This is a genomic window from Legionella maioricensis (assembly GCF_023618015.1).
Taxonomy (GTDB): domain Bacteria; phylum Pseudomonadota; class Gammaproteobacteria; order Legionellales; family Legionellaceae; genus Legionella; species Legionella maioricensis.
The window spans coordinates 1-24,776 of sequence record NZ_JAJKBJ010000014.1 but is presented as its reverse complement, the minus strand read 5'-3'; the positions used below and the strand labels follow the sequence as shown (position 1 = coordinate 24,776).

Sequence of the window (24,776 nt, the reverse complement as noted above, 5' to 3'; positions counted from 1 at the left end):
TGTAACATTCGGGATAACGTTTTGCTCGCATGGCGTTCATCCTCAGGATGACGTTTATCCTCGTGATGACAGTTACTAAGCTGCTTTAGCTTTCATCCGAATGGCCATGACTTCCAAGGCTAAAAATCTCAGATAGTCATAAGAAACATAATAATCCCCAGAATCTCCGGCCAGTCTCGACCAAGAGTTACGCAAGGTAAATACGCCTCGATTAATATGACCATTATTATCGGTCACTTCCAGATTATCATCGTATCCGGTGATGACTAATTCATGTCCCGCATAAATGTCACCGTTCATTGCATCGGTTACGATTTCGGGGGTTAACATCCAGGTGTCATTAAATGCCCGATTAGTGCCTACTGCTCCAGCATCACCGTAATTGATATCCAGCAACATTCCTACATTCAGACGATTACCTTTGGCCAATTCTTCTTTAATTTGGTAAATAACCTGATTCATATTGACTTGAGACGATAAAGATTCCTCATCAGATAATAATGCTTCCCAGCTGATTAAATTAGACAGTGGAATACTGTGGGCGAGGAATTCACTTTCCGCCATAGGCGTTCCTTCATCAGTCTCATTATGTAACGGATATTGCCTCACACCAGCACAACCATTCAGTTTTTGATAATTCTGACTGATAATGCCGTAATCAGAGATTTGTTGCAGAACCCAGGGCGCGGAAGAACCATTCCAGCCACTTGCATTTATTTTGTCATGAATTGCTAAATAACTGCCTAATTCGAGATTACATAATTGGCTAATATAATCGCCAGCGCCTAAGGCAGCATCTAACGCAGCAGTTACGGCAAAGGTAACACAACTTCCGTGATATCCCTGATCCAACACGGGAGTCAGTTGCATGCCTACTTTAACTTTTGACGGTAATTCTGAAGAAAAAGCAGCCGAATTGATTGAGTTTTTGGGGTATTGCGCTAACTGGTCATGCAAATAAGATTTGGCACTGGCAGATAACTCGTATTTTGGTAAGCGGAATTTCAATTGCTGCACCCCCCCTGTTTGCTTATTAGGAGTGATATGAACGTCAACCTCACCTTTTAAAGTAACTTGACTGGCACAAACAAGTGAAGAAGATAAAGAAAAGACTGCTATTTTTATTAGTTTACTCATACATTACGTCCCTTTAATTAAACACCCTTAAGCATCATATCAAGAGCCAATGTAAATGCAATAAATAAAAAAAGTAACATTTCCGTATCTTTTTTAACCGACAAAAAGTGTAAAATTTTTTCACCTTATCCAAATTACAGTTTGAAAAAATCGATTAGAATGAACAGACATGGTATGATGTTGCCCACTATTTGTTTTTTATATACAGCTATAAGTGAGAATTATGCCTAAAGTTCAGCTATTAAACCCAACATTATCAAAAAATATCCCAACCGTTGTCGCCCTGATGAAATCAGAACACGGTACAAACCCCGGCCGATTACACGCTTATGAAGTCTATACCTTAGATGATGGCATGGGGGGAGAATCATCCTTTGCATTAACGCTACCTGTATTTCAATTCATCGATAATTCTGATCCGGATTTAAAGTCACCAGAATATCGCCTGGACATCGTGGAGCCTACAGCTGAGGATGGAGGGCAATTCGGTTGTATTTTATCCGTTGTTAAATCCATTATTTCAAACCATGGAGAGCCTGTCTTTGATCCCAAGGGGGGCTATGTCGTCAAAGAGATCTATGCAAATCAAAATGGCCTTCCTGATAAACCCAACAAACCCAACTGGTTTGTTCGAGCAGCGAACAGAGAACATTATCTAGGAAGTCACTTGCCCACCTTAGGCATGCGTTATGGATTAATAAAAGAAGAACGCGCCTCTTACTTACACATGAATCGCGCGCCTGGTTTTCCGCTGCACATCTATGTTAACAAACTAAGTGGAGAACAGTTTTTGTCTCTTGCTTGTGCCTTATTAGAAGACATTCCCCAGCAAATTCATCAAACCGTACGCTCAGGAAAACATGAAGGAAAAATCATTGTTCACTGTGACCTGAAATCACAAAATATTATGGCCGAGTGGAAAGAAAACAAATGGACGGTCACCGCCGTTGATATGGGTTTTGCTAAAACCACCATGAAAGACGATAGTTATCGTACCTCATATTGCCACGGAAACATGTTGGTCTGGGACAGTAAAATGCTTCTTGCCGCTCTCAGCCATACTCCCATCACCTATAATACTCAAACTGATTTATATGCTTTATATGTGACAATAGCCGAGCTCGCTGGTGCCCCATCGCGAGATTCATTAAATAATAAAGAGATGTTAGCCGATTTAAAAAAACCTAATCTTGCCGGTATATTTGACCGCATGGATTTTGATCCATCGACCAAGCAGCAACTGACCCATTTAATTGAAAGGATGCTCTGTGATGATAGAGAACAAAGAATATCACGTGAGGAGGCCTTAAATGAATTTAAAGAAGTATTAATTCACGTTCAAAAAAACAACAGTGAGCTATCGGCAAATAGTACAAGTTCGGCTTCAATACCAGTACAACCCGAAAAGAAACAAGGAGTAACTGCTGAAGAACTGAAAAATTGGGTAGAACAACCGCTGGATTCCATCATTGCGCAAAAAGAGCTAGAAGGACAAAGTAAACGCACTACTCTCAGGCAATGGATCAAACATTTTCGAGAGTTACGCTTTAGGACAAGTAAGGAAGAAATGGAGCGATTTAATACTCTATCTGCCAAACAAAGTCCCGCAATAAAAAGCAGATACATTTACAATTTGATCCGTTTTGATTTATTCAGAGAGTACGATACTAATGCCTGTGTTCGTTTATTGCTTCGCAACGAGCAAGTCACTACGCCCTTAAGAGAGTTCTACCCTTTACCCCTTGCATGGCATAAATTTTTTGACATGTATCTGAATCAATTACCCATCCAATTGACGACAGAAGACGTTTCATTTTGTGAGGAAATGAGGGAATTTAAACGAAATGTCAGTGATATTTTAAATACTTCAATTCAAGACAATAAAGCATCCTTGCTCTGGAACATGAATGAGGCTCTTAAGCGTCAAGCAGACATGCCATTTGACCAGTGGGTGAAGCAATTGCCTTCATTTGCCCGCTCATTTAATCAACAGTATGCGTGTATGGGACATATAAGTAAATTATACCTGCAATTAAACAAGGTATTCTCTTTAAAAGAAAATTTTTCCCAGGAATTTAATACTTGGGCTCAAAGAATATGCGATAACGCAATTAACGGAAAGTTCCCAAGCGATGTCGATGAATATTTTGATAGGTACCATATTCTGGCGAGTCTCTTAATTAATTTTAGTTCTTTTAAGGAAAAACCCCATCCTCTATTTAAGGCTTTTCCAGTGTTAAATCAATCCGCGTTCAGTCCTCAGGCAATTGAGGAATCAATTAAAAATCTTGATTGGAACAATGTTCAGGCCGTTATGGACTTATCTAAAAAACTCAGCCTGCTCATGACCCTACTAGAGGTATATTATCATTTGTATGATACAGAACATCCTTATCCTCATAAGGATTACCCCAAAGTAATGCAGACAAATGAAGAGCTACTGAAGAAACTTATTAGTCAGAATCCGCCAGAGGAAGAGTTTATCGCTGAATTGGAGGGCATACTCAACTATTGTCGTGTTATAACCGAGTTAGATCACTTTGTTGAAGACTGTAATTTATATGGGAATATTGTGATGGCATTCTCACTTTTAATGAACGGCGATAAGTCCAAAGTGTTACAGCTTGAGGCAATGATAGAAAACTCTTCTGAGCGGGCTCTTGTGAAATTAAACCAGGGATTAAAACCATTACTCTCTCTAAAACCCGATGAACAACTTAACGAAAGACTGTTTGCCGAAATCACTCGCTTTTTTGCTTTTCCTCTCCGCTATCATCCCACGGCTTCAAAATTTAGCCCCCATAATAATTTATTCCAATCAGTTGTGTCTGCGAGTAAAGCTGAAGATGATGACTTGAAATTTAATTTAAGTCTTTAGTTTTTATCATCTCAACGCCAAGAGGCTCTCCGAAGCCTCTGCTTCACTGCGCTTTCCCTCATCTCGAGGAGTTTGCAACGAGGGATCTCCTGAAATAGGCATGTGCCGAACTTGAGAGATCCTTCGCTTCGCTCTGGATGACGTGGCAGTGGACCTGAGGAGCACGGCCACTGACTTAAGCCACTTTCCGTCATCCCGAGGAGTTTGCAACGAGGGATCTCCTGAAATAGGCATGTGCCAAACTTGGGAGATCCTTCGCTTCGCTCTGGATGACGTGGCAGTGGACCTGAGAAGCACTGCCACTGACTTAAGCCGCTTTCCGTCATCTTGAGGAGTTTGCAACGAAGGATCTCCTGAAATAGGCATGTGCCAAACTTGAGAGATCCTTCGCTTCGCTCTGGATGACGTTTCTTAAGGCAATAATCTGCTCTACTCCGTCATAGAACTAAGTCATTTACGCCATTGTTAAACTATTCTTTGCCCCATACTCTTCAGGTAAGTTTTTTAAGATAACAACCAACGAAACAAAAGCGCAAAAGAAAACGTAATAAGCAACCATCATATTGTTATTAAAATAATGAATTAAATAAGTGTTCACTGCCGGGGAAAATCCTCCCACCAACGCCATACTAATGTTATATCCCATTGAGATGCCAGTATAACGTCCTTTTCCCGGAAACATTTCAACAATAACCGCAGGAGTTACTGCCTGTTCTGCGCTGTAAAAAATAACCAAAGGCAATAATACCCACCAAACCTGAACTGATTGAAGAAACCAAAAAACGGGTAGTGTAAAAATTAAATAACCAACCGTTGAGAAAAGTAAAACAGGTTTCCTGCCTATTCTATCTGAAATATAAGCAAAAAAAGGCAGAAATAACAAGGATAAAATAATGAACAAAGTCTGCATCTGATAGGCCTGATTAAGAGACAAACCCAAAAACTCATGGAGATAAGTAGAAATATAACCCATTAAAGTATAGCTGCCACAGGCACTAATAAATAATAATAAGATGACATGCACCATGCGCTGACGTTGGTGACGAAATACATACTTTAGGGGAAAGTACGCTTCTTTGATATTTTTTTGTAATTGGAGGAAGGTTTCTGATTCGGCAAGATCCCGCCTTAGCCATAACCCAATAATTCCTAATATTCCTCCTGAAATAAACAGGATACGCCAACCAAAGAGGGATAAATCATGATTATTCAGCAAACCACTCATGATCGTACAGGCAACTACGGCAATTAATACCCCGATGTTGGATCCATTATTAGCCATGCTGCTGATCAGCGCGCGGTGTTTACCCGGCGCTGACTCAGATAAATAAATCATCGATCCTGCAAATTCACCGCCAATGCAAAACCCCTGCAGTAAACGACACACCATAAGTAATATCGGTGCTGCTATTCCAATCTGTTGATAGGTAGGCAAAAATCCCGTTAGTACCGAAGAAATAGACATGAGAAAAATAGTTATTTTTAATGTCTTTGCACGTCCAAAACGATCGCCAAGATGCCCTAGAAAAATTGACCCTAAGGGACGAATAACAAATCCGGCAGCGAATACTAGAAGCGCCGATAACAAACTGATTACTTCATTTTGACTAGGGAAAAACAAATGAGCAATAATGGGGGACAGATAGGCAAATAAACTGAATTCATACCATTCCAGAATATTCCCGATGATACAGGCAACAATATTACGACCTGGCTGCATTATTTATTTTCATCACGGATGAGGTAGGGCAAGTATAACAAATCTGGAGTAATTTCACGTAATAAAATTTAACGTTTAGATGTTCAATTAGCCTTATCCACGTAATAGCGTCAACTTAAGGAATGTAGAGTGTAGCCTGGGTGAAGGCGCAGCCGAAACCCGGGATCGAAATCTGATTAAATCCGTAATCCGGGGCATACCCTGGTGACGTGGTTCCTTTAAGTTGACGCCATTAAATGAATTGATTAACACCACCTAACAAAACCGTTAAAATACTATATTCTTTTCTATTTTTATGAGTAATTAGTCATGAATACGAATACTACTGAAAAGTTATTTTCTTATGGGACCTTACAATATGAGGCCGTACAACTTGCCAGTTTTGGCCGTAAATTGGAAGGAAATAAGGACATCCTGCCTGGATTTGAATTATCTACGGTTGAAATTAAGGACCCCAAAGTTATCGCCACCAGTGGAGAGAGTACCCACCCTATTATTACTTATACTGGCAACCCCTCTGATACAGTAAAAGGTATGGTATTTAATGTCAGTCAAAAGGAGATAAAAGAAGCGGATAAATATGAAGTAGCCGATTACAAACGGGTTAGCGTTCAGCTTGCTTCGGGCCTAAAAGCTTGGGTATATATCCATGCTGACGATTCTTTTCACAATAAATAGATTCTTATTCATAATAGATCGCAAGCAACTTCGTTTTGGTTCGGTTATACTATGGAGACTTAATAAAGAAGGGGCTAGTCAAATGCGTAATCTTTTTTCATGTTTACTAATAGCATTGCTGTCATTCGGTTTGGTAGTCAATGAAGCATCAGCCAAACGCTTTGGCGGAGGCAGAAGCTTTGGTGTCCAACGTTCACAAAGCAGTCTTTTTTCATCGAATAAAGCGCAAAATACTGCATCGTTAGGACAAAGATCGACTGGAAATAAATGGGGCGGAATGCTAGGCGGACTCTTAGTAGGTGGCTTACTGGCAAGTCTGTTCATGGGACATGGCTTAGGCACTGGAATAATAACCTGGCTAATCCTTGGAGCAGCAGTATTTTTCATTGTCAGTTTCTTTCGTAGAAGAATGCAGCCTGGCATACAATCAGCGGGTGCCAGCGCATTCAGACAAAATTCATTTAACAATTTTACTCAACCTTTCGCTAACAGCAGCGGGAGCTATGGCAATAATAATATTTCAGAATATCCAACAGGCTTTGTTCCCGAGAATTTTTTACGCGACGCGAAAGTATGTTTTATCCGCCTTCAAGCCGCTTATGATCAAAAAAACCTGCAAGATTTAACTGCTTTTACTGCTCCCGAAGTATTTGGAGAAATCAAAATGCAACTGGATGAGCGGGGCGATGCACCTAATAAAACAGAAGTAATTAATTTAAATGCAGAGTTACTCGATGTTTCAAAACAATTCGATTCCACTATAGCCAGTGTTCGTTTTACTGGAACGATTAAAGAAAATGACGACCCGGCCATTCAGTTAGATGAAATTTGGCATTTCCGTCAATTTGGAACCAATAAAGAATGGGTAGTCGGTGGGATCCAGCAAGAAGTTGTTCAACCCTAAGGGATGCAAGATGTAGCCCGGGTGAAGGCGCAGCCGTAACCCGGGATCGAAACCTGATTCAAACCTTGAGCCCGGATTACGCTTCGCTACAACCGGGCTCTACCGCCCAACTATTAAATTAACTATACTGCACATCAATAATTTCATAATCCACTAAACCACCTGGCGTGGTTACAGTGACCGTATCATCTAATTCTTTACCAATCAGAGCGCGGCCTATAGGTGAACTGTATGATATTTTATTCAGTTTAATATTGGCTTCATCTTCGCCAACAATTTGATAAGTCAGTTCAGCATCAGTTGCCACATGACATACGGTAACTATAGCGCCAAAAACCACTTTTCCATTGTTTGGCAGTTTACTGATGTCGACTATTTGTGCGTTCGACAATTTTGCCTCAAGCTCTTGAATGCGCCCTTCATTAAAGCTTTGCTGTTCACGAGCAGCATGATATTCAGCGTTTTCTTTCAAGTCACCATGAGCCCTTGCTACAGCAATAGCCTCAACAATGCGAGGACGATCCACAAATTTTAAGCGTTGCAATTCTTCTTTAAGTGCTTCTGCACCCAATACGGTCATCGGATGTTTACTCATATCCACCTCTAATGTAAATCTTGTAATCGAGTTACTGTTTCCCTATCTTCATATTTCATAGCAAGACAAGCTGCCTCAGCTCCTGATAATGTCGTAGTATAACTAACCTTATGCTGTAAGGCACAGCGCCTCATCGCAAAAGAATCCGCAATAGCTTGCTTGCCCTCAGTTGTATTCACAATAAAATCAATTTCATTATTTTTTATGAAATCCAACACATGTGGTCTTCCCTCAGCGACTTTAAAGACTCGCCGGCAATCTACGCCCGCCGCTTGCAATGCCAAAGCCGTCCCACGTGTTGAAAAAATTTCAAAACCCAATTCAATTAATCTCTTTGCTATCTCCCCTACTCGTGTTTTATCTGCATCACGAACAGAAACAAAAGCCCGTCGTCGCTTGGCGATATGACAACCCGCGCCCAACTGAGCTTTAGCATAAGCTTGTCCGAACCGCTTGGCAATACCCATTACCTCACCAGTAGATTTCATCTCAGGACCAAGAATGCAGTCTACTCCAGAAAACTTGATAAAAGGAAATACCGGTAATTTAATAGAATAAAATGAAGGCATATGGTTTTGGTTGTTCTGACTTAATCCCTGCTCTTTTAAACTGATACCGACTTTGCACAAGGCTGCAATTTTAGCCAAAGGTAAGCCCGTAGCCTTAGAAACAAAGGGCACAGTCCGTGAAGCACGGGGATTGACTTCCAACACATAAATATCATCAGCCTGAATAGCAAATTGGGCATTGATCAAACCGATTACCCCTAATTGCAATGCCATTTGGCGGATTTGCTCTATTAAATCCTGTTGTACTACCACACTCAAACTAAAAGGAGGTAACGTACAGGCAGAATCACCTGAGTGAATGCCCGCCTGTTCAATATGTTCCATGATGCCGCCGATTAAAACTTCTTTACCATCACAAATTGCATCAATATCCACTTCAATCGCATCGTTTAAAAATTTATCCAATAAAACCGGAGAGTCATTGGAAACAGAGACCGCATGCGATAGATAATAACGTAGATCCTCTTCCTGATAGACGATTTCCATAGCTCGCCCCCCTAATACGTAGGAAGGTCTAACTACCAGGGGATAACCAATTCGGTTAGCTAATTCTATTGCTTCGGCTTCACTTCTAACGGTGCCGTTATCCGGTTGGTGTAACTTCAATTCAGTAACCAACTGTTGAAATCGCTCTCTATCCTCAGCTCTATCAATAGCATCTGGAGAAGTTCCTATTATTTTTACGCCGTTTGCCTCTAAAGCGCGAGACAATTTTAAAGGGGTTTGTCCACCATAATGCACGATCACCCCGTCTGGCTGCTCTACATCGGTTATGGATAAAACGTCCTCCAAAGTAACTGGTTCAAAATACAGACGATCGGAAGTATCAAAATCTGTTGATACGGTTTCGGGATTACAATTGACCATAATGGTCTGATAACCAGCCTCTCTTAGTGCCATGGCAGCATGAACGCAACAATAGTCAAATTCAATCCCCTGACCAATACGATTAGGCCCGCCTCCAAGAATAATAATTTTTTTCTTATCCTTCTCTGGTCGCGCCTCACAACTGCCTTCATAGCAAGAGTATAAATAAGCAGTATCACTGGGAAACTCTCCCGCACAAGAATCAATCCGTTTATAAGCGGGGATAATGCCCAACTCCAAACGTCTTTCACGCACTTGAGCTTCAGTGCAATACATGAGCTTGGCCAAATAACTGTCGGCAAACCCTCTGCGTTTTAATAAGCGCAAAGTGGTTTTATCTAATTCATGAATGGATTTTCCAAATACAGACCGCTCTAAAAGAACCAGCTCTTCTATCTGAGCCAAAAACCAAGGATCAATACGACTTTCAGTATGAATTTCCTCAAGGGATAATTTTTGGCGGAACGCATCGGCTACATACCATAATCTATCAGGCGTAGGTTCACGCAAATGGCCTCGCAAGCGTGCCATATCCCCTTTTTCAAAAAGGGAATGTAAACCACTGCGGCCAATTTCTAAACCTCTAATGGCTTTTTGCAACGACTCCTGGAAATTAGAACCTATAGCCATAACCTCTCCCACTGACTTCATCTGAGTGGTGAGGGTAGTAGGAGTTTGGGGGAATTTATCAAAATTAAATCGCGGTATTTTAGTCACTACATAATCAATACTGGGCTCGAAAGATGCCGGAGTTTTACCGCCAGTAATTTCATTTTTTAATTCATCCAGGGTATAACCTACTGCTAATTTAGCCGCAACTTTGGCAATAGGAAAACCTGTAGCCTTTGAAGCTAAAGCAGAACTTCGAGAAACCCGCGGATTCATTTCTACTACCAGCATCCGGCCATCTTCAGGGTTAACAGCAAACTGCACATTAGAGCCGCCTGTATCCACTCCAACAGCTCTTAATACCTTAATTGCTGCATCACGCATCCGTTGATATTCTTTATCCGTTAACGTTTGCGCTGGTGCAACAGTAATGGAATCCCCGGTATGCACCCCCATAGGATCAATATTTTCTATGGTGCAAATGATGATGCAATTATCATTTTTATCCCGTACCACTTCCATTTCAAATTCTTTCCAACCGAGAACTGACTCATCAATTAAAAGTTCATGGGTTGGTGATAACTCCAAACCTCTGGTACAAATTTCTTCAAACTCTTCTCTATTGTATGCAATTCCGCCCCCGCTTCCCCCCATAGTGAAGGAAGGACGAATAATTGCAGGGTAGCCCAATCGTGCCTGAACCTGAATCGCCTCTTCCAAACTATGAGCAATAGCTGAGCGCGGCATATCCAGACCAATTTGAATCATTAATTGGCGAAATTTTTCTCTATCCTCTGCTTTATCAATGGCTTCTCGTGTTGCACCTATCATTTCAACAGAATACTTGGCCAAAATCCCTTCCCGCACCAAATCCAAAGCACAATTTAAGGCAGTTTGACCACCCATGGTAGGCAAAAGAGCATCGGGGCGTTCTATTTCGATAATTCGTGCGACTTCTTTCCATTGTATGGGCTCTATATAAGTAGCATCCGCAAGTTCAGGATCCGTCATAATGGTTGCAGGATTAGAATTGACTAATATCACCCGATAGCCTTCTTCTTTTAAAGCACGTACTGCTTGAGTACCAGAATAATCAAACTCACAGGCTTGGCCAATAACTATAGGGCCTGCGCCAAGGATAAGGATGGATTTAATATCAGTTCGTTTTGGCATAGTGACAACAAAAAAAAGAATAAAAGTGATGTATTTTACCGATTTTTGCCTAAAGATTATACCCTTGATTTACAATCTTTAAATAAAATTTAACAAATCAAGGAATTATGTATATAAATAAGCTAAAAGTACCTGTAATCCATTTTCAGTTAATGATAAATATTTATAGTTTGGATCTGCAGTAGTCCGTTCTAACCATTCATTGGCGATGCAAATATCTGTTAATTTTTGAACTTCAATGACAGGAACTATCCTCCCTAATTTTTGGGAAAGTTTGGCAGCAGCATCCTCCTCGATGCTCAAAAACACCATATCACGAGTCATACTGTGAGCTGTCATCTCATCATAAAATAATCTCAAAATATCCATTTCATTCATCATTTTTTCCATTAAAGTAGGTAACTTCTAACATCATAATTTCCTCAGGCTATTGAGAAGTACCTATGAGCAGCAACTAAATTAGAGCCTAACTATTTATATTATAGATTAATTTTATTTTTTATCGCTCTTCGTTTATGAATAAGAAAACTAATTTGCTTCTTCTTTGATGAGTGCTTTCCTCTTTTTTATTGCAACGTACACTATACTTTGATTAATAAACTATTTTTCATGGGAAACAACATACCTGATTGATTTGACTAAACGACTAAGGAGAGCAAAATGCCTATTGGAGTTTTATTTTGGGTACTGATGATTTTTTGGTTGATTTTTGGTGTTTATTGGCATAGAAATGAGTTTACACGTGGCAGCTATGGACTTGTTGGCGGTCATTTGTTGTTATTCATTTTATTAGCCATTATTGGCTGGAAAGTTTTTGGCCCCATCCTTCACTAAAGTTCTGTTTATGAATGGCACTCTGGTGAGTTGCTTTTTCAGGATCTCAGACTCTATAAATGGATAAAGCCTGAGTTTAATTCGTTGAATTAATTTATTATTCCGATATGGATAGCAATTTCATCTGAACCGGGATAGACCTCGAAATCAGTGCCAAAACAGCGTTGATGCTGGTGATTGCTTTCAAAATAGGTCCAAATTCGTTCCCAAGTTTTAATGATAACTTGCGGCATGGGTCCCTTATCTTTAAAAACCAGATAATGTCCTGTCTGAATAGTAATCGTATTTAATTTCAAATCCGTCACTTCGGAACTAACCCGGACCCCAGCAGTAACGGTGTAAAAATCTGCGGCATCCAAAGCATAATTGGAATACACCCCAAAAACAGGAGTTTGAGGTATACGATTGGGTATTTTTTCAGCTAAACCTGTAGAGAAAAAATCATTCCACAACTGGGGCAATTTAGCAGTTTGAGGGTTAAACTCATCTTTGTTAATCGTACGTACACTTAATCCCGCCACAGTAAAACTGTCGATCTCAATCAGTTTGGGTTCAGGGTAAATCATTTTCGTAATCCTCTAAGTCATTTAGTTAAAGAGTTTCTAGCGAAGCATTCATGGCATAAGCAATAACCCGCCTATCATGTTCACTAATCTGGAGCAGTCCAAATCGCAGCTGATATCCCCAGTTGTTTCTTTCTCGGGTGAAGTCCAATACATTAAGAAGCGTTGATATCGGGGTTTCATTAGCAACACACCAGGTTACATCTCGCCGAAATGGGCTAAACCCCTCTCCCATATTCACTTGATAAGGTTCTCCGTGCTTCACCGTTCCTATTGCAGTAAATGATTGAAATTTGTCTTTGCCTCGAAAAATAACTGTAGGTGAATAATAAATAACATAATCTCCGGGTTTAATGCGACGCAAAGGCGTGGCTTTTCCATGACATACCTGCATAATACCCAAGTGACGACCATGACGTACATGTTCTGCAGATGCAATTGCCAACCAATTTCCACCCATGCCCACTCTCCCATGCATAAGATAATAACCTGCCAAAATCTATGATTTTATAGAAGGTTTATTAAGAAAACTTAGCTAGTTTACACGACACTGCTGACAGATTATGTCAGTAGTGAATGATTAATTATTGACTAGGAATGCCTTCAATCTCACGCCACTTTTTCAACAAAGTTTGCCGACGTTGTGGGTAACGAGTTTCCAGAACCGTTAATTTTATTATTCTATCTGTTCTAAAATGACGAAACTCCTGGCGTAACTCACACCAGGCAATAACAATTCGTACTCGTTCAAAAAAACCTATGGCAAAAGGCCAGATGGTCCGTTGTGTTTCATTTTCTTTAACGTCACTATAACTGATCAATAATTTTTTTTCTGATCGAATCACTTGTCTGATTGTCGTTATCTCTTCATCACCAGCAGCTATAGGTTGGCCAGGCCCAACCAACAAGGCAGTGGCATTTAATTGATGACGAAGATCTGCCGGAAGAACAGCGGCAATTTTGGCAAGAGCATTACAGGCTGCAGATTTTAACTGGCTATCGGCTCGATCGGCAACCCAACGCGAGCCAAGCACCAGAGCCTCAATTTCTTCTTCAGAGAACATTAAAGGAGGTAACATAAATCCTGGGCGTAACACATAACCCAAACCAGGTTCCCCATCTATCTGAGCTCCCTGTGACTGCAAGGTGGCTATATCGCGATAAAGCGTGCGAAGGCTAACATGCAGTTCCGTAGCCAATTTTGCACCACTAATGGGATAACGATGACGTCGTAAAATTTGAATCAGCTCAAACAAACGTTCCGTACGAGACAAATTGGAATACCTCATGATTAATCTACAAGCTGCCAAATTATGGCAGCATTAGATTTTAATTGCTATTCTGAAAATCATTCTTAGAGAATTTTTATAACAACCAGGAACTGTTAGCTATCTTTTAAACCCCTAGGTGCTACCACTTGTTTGCATCCGGAAAAACTCTTTATATAATTAATGTTACTCACCTTGCCTCACTTTTTTATTTAAAACTTGGTAAATCAGGCACAATTCTTGAATAAATTTTATTCCAAAACAAGAATTGGAGAGCGCCGTGAATAATAATTATAGAATAATTAAAAGCATTCCCATTATTGTCTATGTTGCAATTTCTTTATGTCATAGCCTCAGTATTCTTTTTTAATCAAATTCGGTAGTTGAATCATTCAATTTAACTACCTGTTTGGGTTAGGTTGCGGGTGCAGCACCTCAAACAACGCTACGTCATCCCGAACGAAGTGAGGGATCTCCTACAAATAGCTCCGATACGTAACAGCGTCATTGATAAAATCTTGGACCTTACCGTATAAATTTTCAGCTTATCGTGACTAAGTACATGCCACACCGAGGGAGAACCCTCACTTCGTTCGGGATGACGTAAAAACGGTTCGGGGTAATGTGGGGTTCGATGACGTGTGGGTAGTAATAGAACTGAACCTGTTAAAAATACAAGGAAAGAACACAAAAAATAACACAAGGTGGAATTAAATAACCAATTGGAGTATAATTTATACATACCTTGGATTAGGTAAAAAGGATTCCTTAGCATTTTTAATTACATGGAGAGAATTAAGAAATGAACAAACTCATCTCATCCACAAAAATCCAATTGTTTCTGTTAATTTTAGGACTGTTATTGATAGAATTGCCTTTGAGCACAGTACTCTTTGCTGGCAATAGTCCTGCCCCTAACCTGCCAATACAGTCAAATCCTACTGACACACCACATAACGACACCGTTACTATTCAAAATGCAGATGGGACTACTACCCAAACCCGTTCAGACGGTACAAAAATCATCATGAATAACGACGGTACGGTGATTCAAACTAATCCTGACGGCACAAAGATTATGCAAAAAAATGACGGTTCAGTAGTCATAACCAGTCCTAATGGGGGAGTGGTTATCAAAAATAAAGACGGTAGCTCAATAACCACAAACCCGGATGGTTCAAAAACAATTACGAATGTCGATGGGTCCTCTATTAGAGTGAATAAGGATGGAACCCAGATCTTCAATAACGCGCCTTAAGCACTGAGTGACATCCTGACGGATCGCGGCGGTCTCTTACTCACCTTGTGCCTATGTCTCATAGCCGTCAGGCTAAAAATATTTTTCCTTGCAGTATCTCGATCCGCTCGGGCTGAGGAGGAGCTCTGCTCCGTCTCGAAGCCTTATCGATCCTGATGTAAGCTTCGAGATGGCGTAAATGCCTCCTCAGAGTAAAACTGAGCTCACCCCTCTAAACCCGATTGCCTTCGCACCATTTCATAAATACCGCTCCAGTCTTTATTTTCCATTCCATGCGCTAAAGCGGAAATATATCGGGATTTAATGACATTACCTAACTCAGGTACAACGCCGGCCCGCGCAAAAGCCTCTTGAAAAACGGTAATGTCTTTGTTTCCCCCCACCATATCAAAATTAACCTCATCAAAATTTTGCTCATAAATTTTATCAATATAACGTTTAAAAGCTGGATGGCCATAAATCTGATGCAATGCCTGTTTTACACATTCAGTATCAAGCCCACTTTTTTCTGCAAATACATACAGTTCACTAATAAGTTCAATGGTGGTCAATAAACTGTAATTGAGGCAAATTTTCATAATATTTGCTGCCTTCATATTATCACCAAGAGTAATTACATCTTTTGAAAAGGATTTTAAGAGAGGGAGAACCTCCGCCAGATTTTTTTCCGTTCCAGCACAATAACAAGTCAGTCCTCCTTCCTCGGCTACTTTAGGTATGCCCAAAACGACAGCGGAGACAAAGCAGCTATTCCTTGCTTCATGCAATTCTTTCAGCACTAAAGAGGTGTCTGGCAAAATGGTGGATAAACACACATGAATTGCATTGGGTTTCATGTGAAGAACCGCTTCTTTAGTCACGTCAAGTACTGCCTGATCGTTTAATAGACAGCTCATTATCACATCGGCATTCTTAACGGCCTCAACAAGCTTATCCGCGTGTCTGGCCCCCAATTTTATAAGAGGTTGAGCTTTTGATGCTGTCCTATTAAATACGGTCACTTCATAACCAGAATAAAGAAGTCGCTCAACCATAGCGGAGCCCATTTTCCCAAGACCAATAAATGAAATATTCATGCCAATCCTTTTGGGGTTATTGTTAAAAATAAAGTCTTTGCTGAAAACGATCGTCAATTAAAGAGAGTACGTCTTTATCATCAAATTATTATGCAGGGTATTTCGTCTCTCTGTACAGGTTAAAAAGTAATTAGATCAATCCTATACGTTGAAATACTGGCTCACCATGGAGAACTATTGATTTTACTATAAAATACCGATGAACTATTGGGAACAAGCCCTAAGGATATTGATTGTGAAGAATAAAGATTATTGGGTATATATCTTACTTTGTGAAAACCAAAGCTATTACACCGGGTATACTGATAATCTTGAAAAACGCTATCGTTCACACCTTAATGGAACGGGAGGTTGCAAATACACGCGAAGTTTTAAACCTCTTGCGATGGCCCAATGCTGGTTAGTCAGGAATGATAAATTATTAGCAATGCAGTTAGAACGAGAGATTAAAAAACTTTCCAAAAAACAAAAGATGGCTATTATCGCCAGCCCGAAAAATCTCTCAATGAATCCCCAAGTACAGCCATTCCCCCCCATTCCGTAAATTGCAACAAGAGATGACGCCCTCTAAAAGAAGATCTTGGTCAACTGTTGGGTTGGCCAAGATCAACAAATAAGATCTTAAAAAACGAGAGCGTCTTGCTCAGTAAGGGGGTTAAGCTGCTCATCAACTTGTGGTTTTTGACCTATCGCTGATGAATCAGTTCGGAAAAGCGTCTGAGGAGTGGAACCCGGACTAGAAGGATTTTGTTTCGCTGCTACTAATTGAGCAGGTAAAGTACTTAATAGATCGCGAATTGTTGCAGCCCCTTCCTGTAATTCCAGTGCTAAAAAACAATTTTTAGTAGTAAGTACATCCCATTTATAACGTGTAGGCATTCCTTCATAAGGAGGAGGACTCATTATGACATCATTATTAAGAGGATGAGTAGATTTTTCTCTTAGCCAAGTGAGCAAATTCTCTCTATCCGTTACATAACTATTTGCAGGCACACTATGCCAGACGTTATCAGGAGTTTGATATTGCTTAAAGATAATAAGAGGAGTAGTAATTTCCATCGACATTAATTCATCATTAATAGCAGACGGATTATCGTTAAGTAAGGCGTCCTGCACTAACTCCATGCGAGTTAACAAGTCCTGGTAATTTGTTTTTTTCGTGGAAAACAGCTGTACTTTTCCTTTTAGGTCTGGTGATAAAGGAATGCCTATTGTTGCAACATCCTTTAGTAGCTGTTCGGCTGCGTTTATTTCATCGCGAGTTAGTAAATCTGTGTGATGTAAGAGCGGACTTTGCAGATCAGGAACCTCAAGTGGCTGGCGTGGCACATCAACAAGATTCATTTGCAGCGCATTGAAAGCATCCTCATTATTAATTTGATTTTCTACGCTAACCCCATTGTAATAGGCTCTTACATAATTGGAAATTCGCTCTACTGGCGAGCGTTGATTATTCCATATGCGTCGAAAACCATCCAAGCCATCAACAAAACCGCTCTTTAAACCCGACCACGCCATTTTAAAGACATCAACGGCAGTGGTATAAATGATGTAAGGTACAGCAAAAGCAAGACCAAGAGCAACCACTACAGCCGTAGCAGGAATCGCTAAAGTGGTCAGAAGAACATTCAGAGGCCACGCAGCTCTCATTGCGCGAAGAAAATAAGCAACAAAAACAGGCACTCCCAGCAAGGCAGCAGCACCAATGGCGAGTGCCGCGACTCCGAACTCAAAACCGTGATAAATTGCTCGGGCAGGTAATACGGTAACACCCAATAACATAGCTAAAAGACGCTTAAGATAATTCATTTCTACACTTCAAAAAGTAGTTTAGGAAAACTAATTGTACAAAAAATTCGCATAACAATCAAGATAAATCAAGCCCACAATTTATTATCTGAACTTTTTGATTATTTATTCAGCGCAAATAAAAATTGAGTCAGGAGTATCCACCTACAAAAATCGGGCTCATTTAAATCATTATCCATCTAGTTACCCTAACAGACTCGCTTCTCGCGGCGGTTGAAGGAATAAATCCTCATTAACCGTGGGTACCTGTGGTAAAGAAACAGTACTAAACAGAGCATGAGGAGAAGAGCCTGGGCTAGAGGCTTTTTGTTTCGCTGCTGTTAATTGCTCAGGCAGGGTTTCTAATAAAGTACGAATTTCTTCACTCCCTTCATGCAATTCTTGTGCAGAACAAGCATTAGCGGTAAGGTAATGCCATCGATAACGGGTAGGCAGCCCCTCATATGCAGTGGGATTGGCCACATAGTCCCTGTTCAACGGATGTCTGGCATTTTCTCTTACTGCCTGATAAAAATTATCGTGATCCCCAACATAACTATTAGCAGGAACACTATGCCAATTGTTATCAGGAGTTTGATATTGCTTAACCAAAAGAATAGGAGTGGTGACATCCATATATACGAGTTGATCTTCAACTTCAGATAGATCATTGGCAATTAATGCTTTCTTGACTGAATCCAAAAGGCTGGACAAGTCCTTATATCTTGCCGTTCTCACCGAAAGTAAATTTACTTGCTCTTTTAGCCTTGGAGCTAAAGCAATATTTAAAGTTGAAAACTCATTAATCAATTCCTCTGCTGCTTTTATTTCCTCAGCGGTTAGTAAATTTGCCTCTGAATCCGATATTGGTTCTTCCTGCATATCAGGAACTTCATGTGGTTGTTTTGGCACATCAACGAAGGCCATTAAATTATAATCATCTTCATTATTCATTTGATCTGCAACGCTCTCCATTCTATGGGAATAAGCTCTAACAGCATTGGAAATAGCACTGGAAACACGCTGCACAGGAGAGTTTTGGTTATTCCATGTGCGCCGAAAACCGTCCAAACCATCAACTAAACCATTTTCTAAACCAAGCCAGGCCATCTTAAAGACATCAACGATGGTGGTAGCAATCATGTAAAATGCAGCAACAGCAAGACCGACAGGAACCACGACAACCGCAGTTGGAATAGCTAAAAAAAGGCTCAGGAAAAGATTCAAAGACCATGAAATACCGATGCTATGAAGCAGATAAGCAGCTACAACAGGTGCTGCGAACAATATTGTAAATCCAGTAAAGAGTGCAACGACTCCAAACTCTAAACCGTAATAAATTGCTCGAGCAGGTAATACGGTAATACCCAATAACATCGCAAAAAGACGCTTAAGATAAGTCATTTGTACTCTTCAATAAGTTGTTAATGAATAACAAATTGTACAAATTATCTACATAAAAGTCAATACAAATCAACCAAAGTGGCTATAATATCAACTTATTGAATTAATAATAATATAATAAGAAATACCTCAAGAACCTGAACCTACAAAAAGAAGGCCCATTTAAATCTTTATCGTTTTAGTTTACCCTTACAACCTAGCTTCCTGCAGCCCTTTTAAGAGTTTTATGAGATATGGAACAAATTGATGTTATTGTTATTGGAGCTGGTGCTGCCGGTTTGATGTGCGCTATTGAGGCCAGTAAACGCCGTCGTAAAGTTCTCATTTTGGATCATGCGAACAAAGTAGGAAAAAAGATTCTTATGTCCGGCGGGGGTCGCTGTAATTTTACCAACTATTACATTGAACCAAGCAAATACTTTTCTCATAATCCTCATTTTTTTAAATCAGCGTTAACCCGTTATACTCAATGGGACTTCATTGAGCTGGTAAAAAAATATGCTATTCCATTTCATGAAAAAACATTAGGTCAATTATTTTGTGATAACAAATCAAAAGATATAGTGGATATGCTGGTTGCCGAATGTCATCTAGGAGGTGCATTAATTCATCTCAACACCTCCATCGAAAAAATTCAACGCACTGAGGATCAACAGTTTAAAATTTACAGCAGCAAAGGCAAGTTTCGCTGCAAATCATTGGTAATTGCCACTGGAGGTCTGTCCATTCCCACCATGGGGGCCAGTCCTTTCGCTTATAAGGTAGCCGAACAATTTGGAATAAAAGTCTGGCCAACCCGAGCAGGTCTTGTACCATTGACTTTAGATGTCATTGAAAAAGAAAAACTTTCCGGACTGTCGGGTATTAGTATTGATAGCCATGTTCAAAATGAACGAAACCAATTTCGCGAGAATATATTATTTACTCATCGGGGGTTAAGTGGTCCGGCAATCTTACAATTGTCCTCGTATTGGCAGCCCGGAGAAGTAATTAATATTAATTTTTTACCGGAACAAAACCTTCTGCAAGAATTAAAAGAAGCCCGTATGGATATGCCTCAAAAACAATTAAGTTCCATCCTCTCCCTCTATTTACCCAAACGGGTCATAGAAGTATTTATTCCCAAAAATCTGGCAGAAAAAAAACTTGCAGAAATTTCAAACCGCGATATAGAAACTATCGCTCACCAAATGCATGCCTGGGCGGTAAAACCGAATGGGACTGAAGGCTATCGCACTGCGGAAGTAACCATAGGTGGCGTCGATTGCAATGCGATTTCATCAAAGACCATGGAAGCGAATGAGGTACCCGGACTTTTTTTTATTGGAGAGGCTTTAGATGTTACCGGTTGGTTAGGCGGATATAATTTTCAATGGGCGTGGTCCTCTGGTTGGGCTGCAGGCCAGGTAGTATAAATATTTTAGTTAAAACACTCTATTTGGGTATGTTACACTTTCCGGAAAATCAAGAATTACACGGAGTTTCAAAATTGAAAAAAATTCTAATTACTTTTTTACTGCTGTGCATTCATTTCAACTCACATGCCTCAGCATCTGATTTTACCGTATGTAGAAGCACTTATGCCTTATGTACCACGGCAGTTTGCCAGCCCTTACCAGGCAAAGCAGGCTTTGCAACCTGTGCTTGTAAGGTCAAAACGGGCTATTCTGCAGGAACTAAACCATGCACCGGCATCATCAAAACAAAAGCAGGACAAGTAGTTAGCTCTCGCTACTTCCCCATAAAAGCCTATAAAAGTTGTGCCAATGATCGATTCTGGGCATTTTGTTTAGACAGTCCTTGTGTGGTTAATCCCAATGATCCGAGCAAAGCATCCTGTATTTGTTCCTTAGTGAAAAACAAGGGTAATTATGTGATCATCCCAGATAGCCATCATAAAACTTCATGCACCAGTAAAATTTATTCTTCAACTACAGTTAATGATGTGAATCAAATCACCGCCTTTTTAAAGACCCATACCGAATTACCCCCTTTTCCAATCAAGGTACTGAAGGGACAGTAATGTCCGTTCAGTACCCAAGCTAAGTTGGGGGTAAACCTGATCAGTGTCTTAAATCTGCAACTGTTCATGGAGTATTCAATTCCGTCGTAGCGAGCCTTGGCGAAGCAATCCAAAACGATATTTCATTAGAATTCTGTACAATTGCTTCACTCCGCTCGCGAGGACGAATATCGGGATATGTTATTTTAATAAATAACCGGCTCTAAAAGATTACAACTCCGTTGTTAAATCCCTTCTTGTTCTGCATTGGCTATAAGGTAGTTAATCACCTGTTTGTTTATGCTTTTCATAATCTCAGGTATCTCATCGGTGATTTTATCGAAGTCTTGTTTGTTAATAAAAAAGAGTCCCCCTTCAGAGAGCGCGGTTATTGTGGCAAACCTTGGTATATCCGCTAATAAAGCCAATTCACCGAAATATGCTCCTTCAGATAATTTGGAGATTAAAACTCCATTTTTGGTAACACTGACCTCACCGGAATCAATAATATACAATCCATCGCCAGCATCGCCTTCGTTGAAAATAATTTCACCACTGGCCATATCTTTTGATGAGCAACATTCGGCCAGTACTTGCAATGTTTCAGCAGCCAGATTTTTGAATAAATCAATTTTTCTTAATCTGGTGAGCATATAAATTAAATCCATATTCTTACTCTCAATATCTTGAATGTATTTACTCAACCAAGGATCATCCATTGGCAGGTTTGTTGTAAAGTCTTTTCTTTTATCCTCTAAAAATAATGCCATTAAAAACAGAACAATTTTTCTATTTTCAATCGTGGAATCAATTAACTCAAGGGCAATCGCTTGTTGATTTTTATCCGGACGGAATGAAGTTAATAAAGGGATACTATTCAATATATCAAGAGAACCAATCACAGCCGCTGTATAATAGAGTACTCTTTTCTTAATAAACAGACGGCGAGAATTGATTTCCTCTTGAATTAATGGATTTTTATAACGGCTTAATTGTGCCGATAATTGGGAATAGAACTCTACTTCGATTTTCATTTTCTCAATTAAAAAATTAATCAATTCTTGGCTAATTTTAATTTTGACGCCTCGATACGCAATGTATTTTGCTATCACCGTATTAATTACCACGTCCTGGCTGGTAGATAACAGATTCATGAGACAAATCTCAGCTTTACTACCGGTTAAACTGCTCAAAGCTCTAACACAAGACATTTTAATAGTATAAGCGGTCGCTTTTTTAAATTTACTCTCTATTGGGTCAATTACTCTATCGCCAATTTCAATAAAACAAGCATTCAGCACATAGGAAATATTAGGCTCTCCCAAATGGTCAACCATGAACGCTAATAAATTATCACTTGGATTAGGCCCTACTTGCTGCAAAGCTAAAATTTGTAAAGTGGAACTGTCCTGATTAATAAATTGAATTAAATACTTTTCTTTCTGGAGCATGGTAATTTCGTTTAATACATATAAAAACCATTTCTTTTGTTCAATATCTTGAGAGTGAAGCATTTGCAAAAGAGAGTGCAGAGCCCTAATTTGTTGCTCCAGATCGCCTTGCTTAACATTAATTAAACACCATATTGCTAATGACACACCTGTGTTATTTATTGCTTTATTCATCGTGTCAAAGAGAAAATACTCGTCATCCGATTCAATTAAATAAAGAGCAAGATACCATTTTGTTTCTTCGTCTTGTGATTTTAAAAAGGCAATCTGCCCTGCTTTCTTAAATTGCTGTTGGTTTCTACGACTAGCTAATATTCGAGCGACCTCTCGTACAATGGCAGGATTATCTCCAGTTAATAAATCAATTAACGAATCAGGTAAATTTAAGGAATTATAATTAGACAACAGTTGTAAACCAAAAAGAACTGCCTCAGGATCCGGGTAATTTAATGCCTGTTTTATCGAATCGTCCATGTCTTTATTATCTACAGGAGACATATTGATTAAATCACGATTAAAGCGACGCAAATAAACTGATTGACTTAGTTGGATACGATATTGATTAATTAGAATTCTTGCTAAAAAAAGTGAATAGATACAGATGAGAATAACCAATACCAAAGCCAGCATCGATTTATGTCTTAGGTAAGTGATACAAAAAACAATGAGCGACGAACTCATCATAGCCAAAGGCGTAATCGTGCCATTCAATTTTAGCCTATCCAGAAGTCTCATCGCCTGCGGTAAAACATTAAGATATAGATTTCTAGATAAAGAAGATGTGGTATATGCAAATACATCATTGATGATAAACAAAACCGCCATAGAGATAAAATTAAAATGAAACACCGTCACGAGGGCTGCAATTAATATCGCTATGGGGTAAATAATGATGATTTTCTTGCTACCCAGAACGCGAAAGAAGTAATCCAGGAGAAAGAATTGAACTATTAATATACATGTTGTACTGATCACAAAAATAATACTGAGAATATGGGCGATTTTTTCTTTGTCTATATCAGCCACTAACTCTAACTTTAAATTGTAATCAATAAGGGTGGCAACAATCAGTGAAGTAAATGTTATTAATGCCAAATATTTAAATATAGAACTTTGTTTAATTGAAGAGGAAAGGACTAAATTATTTTGAGTAGCAGATACACGTAAAGCAGCATATTTTGCAAGTGGCTTTATAAAAAACAGGCTCATTAATTCAACGAGAAAAATTAATCCCAACAGTTTAGACGAGCTGTACTTTTCAGAAAGCGTTCCGACCAACAATCCCGCCGCAATAGCTCCGCTGGTAGAAGATACCTGCATTGCTTTGCTAAATTTCTTGAACTCCTGGATATCAAAAATATCTGAAGCATAATTCCAAGCAATGAGTGAAATAACAGAAGTATAGGTTAATAGTAAAATAGAAATACAAAAAGGCGCTATCAACCATCCACTATTCAGGGTTGGAATAAAAACCAGCAATGAACAAAGAACAATAATTTTGAAAATGATGGAAAATTTTTTTTCCGATTTTTTCAGGTATTTACTGGAAATTACGGTGGTAATCATCGTTGATATTGCTAAAGCAAAATAAAAATAGGGTAAAATCCAGGTAGGATAAAATGTTAGAATAACCGTATTTGCAAGTGTTTTTCCGGTGATTATAGAAACAGTAGCAAGAAAAATTACGATGCAAATTGTGATTATTTTTTTTTGATTTTCTTTTGCCACATACATTTTGCAGTCCTTTGTTTTAACTCACAATAAAATAACTGCGTCATGTGATCTTATTTCCTGATTACCTATGAACTTTTGTATTGATAATATGTTTAGTTTATGTACGATTTTTTTCTAAGTCAAATCACTTTCGCTTAAAGTAGCTCAAACGCCCAAAGCACCTCATCCTGAACACCCTACGTCATCCCGAACTTATCTACATCGTCCCGAACTTATCTACATCGTCCCGAACTTATCTACGTCATCCCGAACTTATCTACGTCATCCC

At 39.4% G+C, this 24,776-nt stretch carries 20 protein-coding genes; 8 read left to right on the top strand and 12 right to left on the bottom strand.

What is annotated here, in order from left to right; translation table 11 throughout:
• Positions 1-75: 75 nt before the first annotated feature.
• The gene (locus tag LOX96_RS11735) at positions 76-1,137 is read right to left on the bottom strand and encodes a C1 family peptidase (RefSeq protein ID WP_250422035.1); all 1,062 of its coding nucleotides are present in this window, start codon (positions 1,135-1,137) and stop codon (positions 76-78) included.
• 223 nt (positions 1,138-1,360) lie between these two features.
• On the opposite strand from LOX96_RS11735, the gene LOX96_RS11730 reads away from it, so the two are divergent.
• On the top strand, positions 1,361-4,015 hold the full coding sequence (locus LOX96_RS11730; protein WP_250422036.1) for a protein kinase domain-containing protein: 2,655 nt from the start codon (positions 1,361-1,363) through the stop codon (positions 4,013-4,015).
• Between the two features lie 454 nt (positions 4,016-4,469).
• On the opposite strand, the gene LOX96_RS11725 is transcribed toward LOX96_RS11730, so the two are convergent.
• Positions 4,470-5,735 (bottom strand): MFS transporter, encoded by a 1,266-nt coding sequence (locus LOX96_RS11725; RefSeq protein ID WP_250422038.1) that lies wholly within the window; start codon positions 5,733-5,735, stop codon positions 4,470-4,472.
• A gap of 309 nt (positions 5,736-6,044) precedes the next feature.
• Here LOX96_RS11725 and LOX96_RS11720 point away from each other — a divergent pair, with 309 nt between their 5' ends.
• Both LOX96_RS11720 and LOX96_RS11715 read left to right on the top strand, forming a co-directional pair.
• Positions 6,045-6,413, top strand: a complete 369-nt coding sequence (locus tag LOX96_RS11720; RefSeq protein ID WP_250422039.1) for a gamma-glutamylcyclotransferase family protein — start codon at positions 6,045-6,047, stop codon at positions 6,411-6,413.
• 82 nt (positions 6,414-6,495) lie between these two features.
• Positions 6,496-7,317 (top strand): Tim44 domain-containing protein, encoded by an 822-nt coding sequence (locus LOX96_RS11715; protein WP_250422041.1) that lies wholly within the window; start codon positions 6,496-6,498, stop codon positions 7,315-7,317.
• 118 nt (positions 7,318-7,435) lie between these two features.
• On the opposite strand, the gene greA is transcribed toward LOX96_RS11715, so the two are convergent.
• From greA to LOX96_RS11700, 3 genes are all read right to left on the bottom strand, one after another.
• Positions 7,436-7,912: a transcription elongation factor GreA gene (gene greA / locus LOX96_RS11710; RefSeq protein WP_250422043.1), complete on the bottom strand. Its 477-nt coding sequence runs from the start codon at positions 7,910-7,912 to the stop codon at positions 7,436-7,438.
• A gap of 8 nt (positions 7,913-7,920) precedes the next feature.
• Positions 7,921-11,130 (bottom strand): carbamoyl-phosphate synthase large subunit, encoded by a 3,210-nt coding sequence (carB, locus tag LOX96_RS11705; protein ID WP_250422044.1) that lies wholly within the window; start codon positions 11,128-11,130, stop codon positions 7,921-7,923.
• 105 nt (positions 11,131-11,235) lie between these two features.
• The gene (locus tag LOX96_RS11700; RefSeq protein WP_250422063.1) at positions 11,236-11,508 is read right to left on the bottom strand and encodes a hypothetical protein; all 273 of its coding nucleotides are present in this window, start codon (positions 11,506-11,508) and stop codon (positions 11,236-11,238) included.
• Between the two features lie 282 nt (positions 11,509-11,790).
• Here LOX96_RS11700 and LOX96_RS11695 point away from each other — a divergent pair, with 282 nt between their 5' ends.
• Entirely contained in the window at positions 11,791-11,964 is a 174-nt protein-coding gene (locus LOX96_RS11695) for a hypothetical protein (RefSeq protein WP_250422046.1), read from the top strand.
• A gap of 89 nt (positions 11,965-12,053) precedes the next feature.
• Here the strand turns inward: LOX96_RS11695 and LOX96_RS11690 are convergent, their stop codons facing one another.
• The 3 genes from LOX96_RS11690 to LOX96_RS11680 form a co-directional block, all read right to left on the bottom strand.
• On the bottom strand, positions 12,054-12,530 hold the full coding sequence (locus LOX96_RS11690) for a GyrI-like domain-containing protein (RefSeq protein ID WP_250422048.1): 477 nt from the start codon (positions 12,528-12,530) through the stop codon (positions 12,054-12,056).
• Positions 12,531-12,555: 25 nt separating this feature from the next.
• Complete coding sequence (locus tag LOX96_RS11685) at positions 12,556-12,987, bottom strand: EVE domain-containing protein (protein ID WP_250422050.1); 432 nt, start codon at positions 12,985-12,987, stop codon at positions 12,556-12,558.
• Positions 12,988-13,111: 124 nt separating this feature from the next.
• Positions 13,112-13,816, bottom strand: coding sequence for a helix-turn-helix transcriptional regulator (locus LOX96_RS11680; protein ID WP_250422052.1), 705 nt, complete (start codon positions 13,814-13,816; stop codon positions 13,112-13,114).
• A gap of 781 nt (positions 13,817-14,597) precedes the next feature.
• Between LOX96_RS11680 and LOX96_RS11675 the strand changes: the two genes are divergently transcribed.
• Complete coding sequence (locus tag LOX96_RS11675; RefSeq protein ID WP_250422053.1) at positions 14,598-15,053, top strand: T-complex 10 C-terminal domain-containing protein; 456 nt, start codon at positions 14,598-14,600, stop codon at positions 15,051-15,053.
• A 203-nt stretch (positions 15,054-15,256) separates the two neighbouring features.
• Here LOX96_RS11675 and LOX96_RS11670 read toward each other — a convergent pair whose 3' ends face one another.
• Positions 15,257-16,129 carry an NAD(P)-dependent oxidoreductase gene (locus LOX96_RS11670; protein WP_250422054.1) on the bottom strand — a complete coding sequence of 291 codons (873 nt, stop codon included), beginning with the start codon at positions 16,127-16,129 and terminating at the stop codon, positions 15,257-15,259.
• Positions 16,130-16,364: 235 nt separating this feature from the next.
• Between LOX96_RS11670 and LOX96_RS11665 the strand changes: the two genes are divergently transcribed.
• Positions 16,365-16,673: a GIY-YIG nuclease family protein gene (locus tag LOX96_RS11665; RefSeq protein WP_250422055.1), complete on the top strand. Its 309-nt coding sequence runs from the start codon at positions 16,365-16,367 to the stop codon at positions 16,671-16,673.
• A gap of 77 nt (positions 16,674-16,750) precedes the next feature.
• On the opposite strand, the gene LOX96_RS11660 is transcribed toward LOX96_RS11665, so the two are convergent.
• Complete coding sequence (locus LOX96_RS11660) at positions 16,751-17,938, bottom strand: hypothetical protein (protein WP_250422056.1); 1,188 nt, start codon at positions 17,936-17,938, stop codon at positions 16,751-16,753.
• A 183-nt stretch (positions 17,939-18,121) separates the two neighbouring features.
• Entirely contained in the window at positions 18,122-19,321 is a 1,200-nt protein-coding gene (locus LOX96_RS11655) for a hypothetical protein (RefSeq protein WP_250422057.1), read from the bottom strand.
• A 233-nt stretch (positions 19,322-19,554) separates the two neighbouring features.
• Here LOX96_RS11655 and LOX96_RS11650 point away from each other — a divergent pair, with 233 nt between their 5' ends.
• Both LOX96_RS11650 and LOX96_RS11645 read left to right on the top strand, forming a co-directional pair.
• Positions 19,555-20,736 (top strand): BaiN/RdsA family NAD(P)/FAD-dependent oxidoreductase, encoded by a 1,182-nt coding sequence (locus LOX96_RS11650; RefSeq protein ID WP_250422058.1) that lies wholly within the window; start codon positions 19,555-19,557, stop codon positions 20,734-20,736.
• 74 nt (positions 20,737-20,810) lie between these two features.
• Positions 20,811-21,344 (top strand): hypothetical protein, encoded by a 534-nt coding sequence (locus tag LOX96_RS11645; RefSeq protein WP_250422059.1) that lies wholly within the window; start codon positions 20,811-20,813, stop codon positions 21,342-21,344.
• Between the two features lie 224 nt (positions 21,345-21,568).
• Here LOX96_RS11645 and LOX96_RS11640 read toward each other — a convergent pair whose 3' ends face one another.
• Positions 21,569-24,508, bottom strand: coding sequence for a cyclic nucleotide-binding domain-containing protein (locus LOX96_RS11640; protein WP_250422060.1), 2,940 nt, complete (start codon positions 24,506-24,508; stop codon positions 21,569-21,571).
• Positions 24,509-24,776: the final 268 nt, after the last annotated feature.

Excerpts from the sequence above, each read along its gene's own strand:
- LOX96_RS11680 (WP_250422052.1), bottom strand. The coding sequence starts at position 13,816 with ATGAGGTATTCCAATTTGTCTCGTACGGAACGTTTGTTTGAGCTGATT.
- LOX96_RS11685 (WP_250422050.1), bottom strand. The coding sequence starts at position 12,987 with ATGGGTGGAAATTGGTTGGCAATTGCATCTGCAGAACATGTACGTCAT.
- LOX96_RS11695 (WP_250422046.1), top strand. The coding sequence starts at position 11,791 with ATGCCTATTGGAGTTTTATTTTGGGTACTGATGATTTTTTGGTTGATT.
- LOX96_RS11700 (WP_250422063.1), bottom strand. The coding sequence starts at position 11,508 with ATGAATGAAATGGATATTTTGAGATTATTTTATGATGAGATGACAGCT.
- LOX96_RS11725 (WP_250422038.1), bottom strand. The coding sequence starts at position 5,735 with ATGCAGCCAGGTCGTAATATTGTTGCCTGTATCATCGGGAATATTCTG.
- LOX96_RS11675 (WP_250422053.1), top strand. The coding sequence starts at position 14,598 with ATGAACAAACTCATCTCATCCACAAAAATCCAATTGTTTCTGTTAATT.
- LOX96_RS11655 (WP_250422057.1), bottom strand. The coding sequence starts at position 19,321 with ATGACTTATCTTAAGCGTCTTTTTGCGATGTTATTGGGTATTACCGTA.
- LOX96_RS11735 (WP_250422035.1), bottom strand. The coding sequence starts at position 1,137 with ATGAGTAAACTAATAAAAATAGCAGTCTTTTCTTTATCTTCTTCACTT.
- LOX96_RS11730 (WP_250422036.1), top strand. The coding sequence starts at position 1,361 with ATGCCTAAAGTTCAGCTATTAAACCCAACATTATCAAAAAATATCCCA.
- LOX96_RS11650 (WP_250422058.1), top strand. The coding sequence starts at position 19,555 with ATGGAACAAATTGATGTTATTGTTATTGGAGCTGGTGCTGCCGGTTTG.
- greA (WP_250422043.1), bottom strand. The coding sequence starts at position 7,912 with ATGAGTAAACATCCGATGACCGTATTGGGTGCAGAAGCACTTAAAGAA.
- carB (WP_250422044.1), bottom strand. The coding sequence starts at position 11,130 with ATGCCAAAACGAACTGATATTAAATCCATCCTTATCCTTGGCGCAGGC.
- LOX96_RS11670 (WP_250422054.1), bottom strand. The coding sequence starts at position 16,129 with ATGAATATTTCATTTATTGGTCTTGGGAAAATGGGCTCCGCTATGGTT.
- LOX96_RS11660 (WP_250422056.1), bottom strand. The coding sequence starts at position 17,938 with ATGAATTATCTTAAGCGTCTTTTAGCTATGTTATTGGGTGTTACCGTA.
- LOX96_RS11640 (WP_250422060.1), bottom strand. The coding sequence starts at position 24,508 with ATGTATGTGGCAAAAGAAAATCAAAAAAAAATAATCACAATTTGCATC.
- LOX96_RS11715 (WP_250422041.1), top strand. The coding sequence starts at position 6,496 with ATGCGTAATCTTTTTTCATGTTTACTAATAGCATTGCTGTCATTCGGT.
- LOX96_RS11690 (WP_250422048.1), bottom strand. The coding sequence starts at position 12,530 with ATGATTTACCCTGAACCCAAACTGATTGAGATCGACAGTTTTACTGTG.
- LOX96_RS11720 (WP_250422039.1), top strand. The coding sequence starts at position 6,045 with ATGAATACGAATACTACTGAAAAGTTATTTTCTTATGGGACCTTACAA.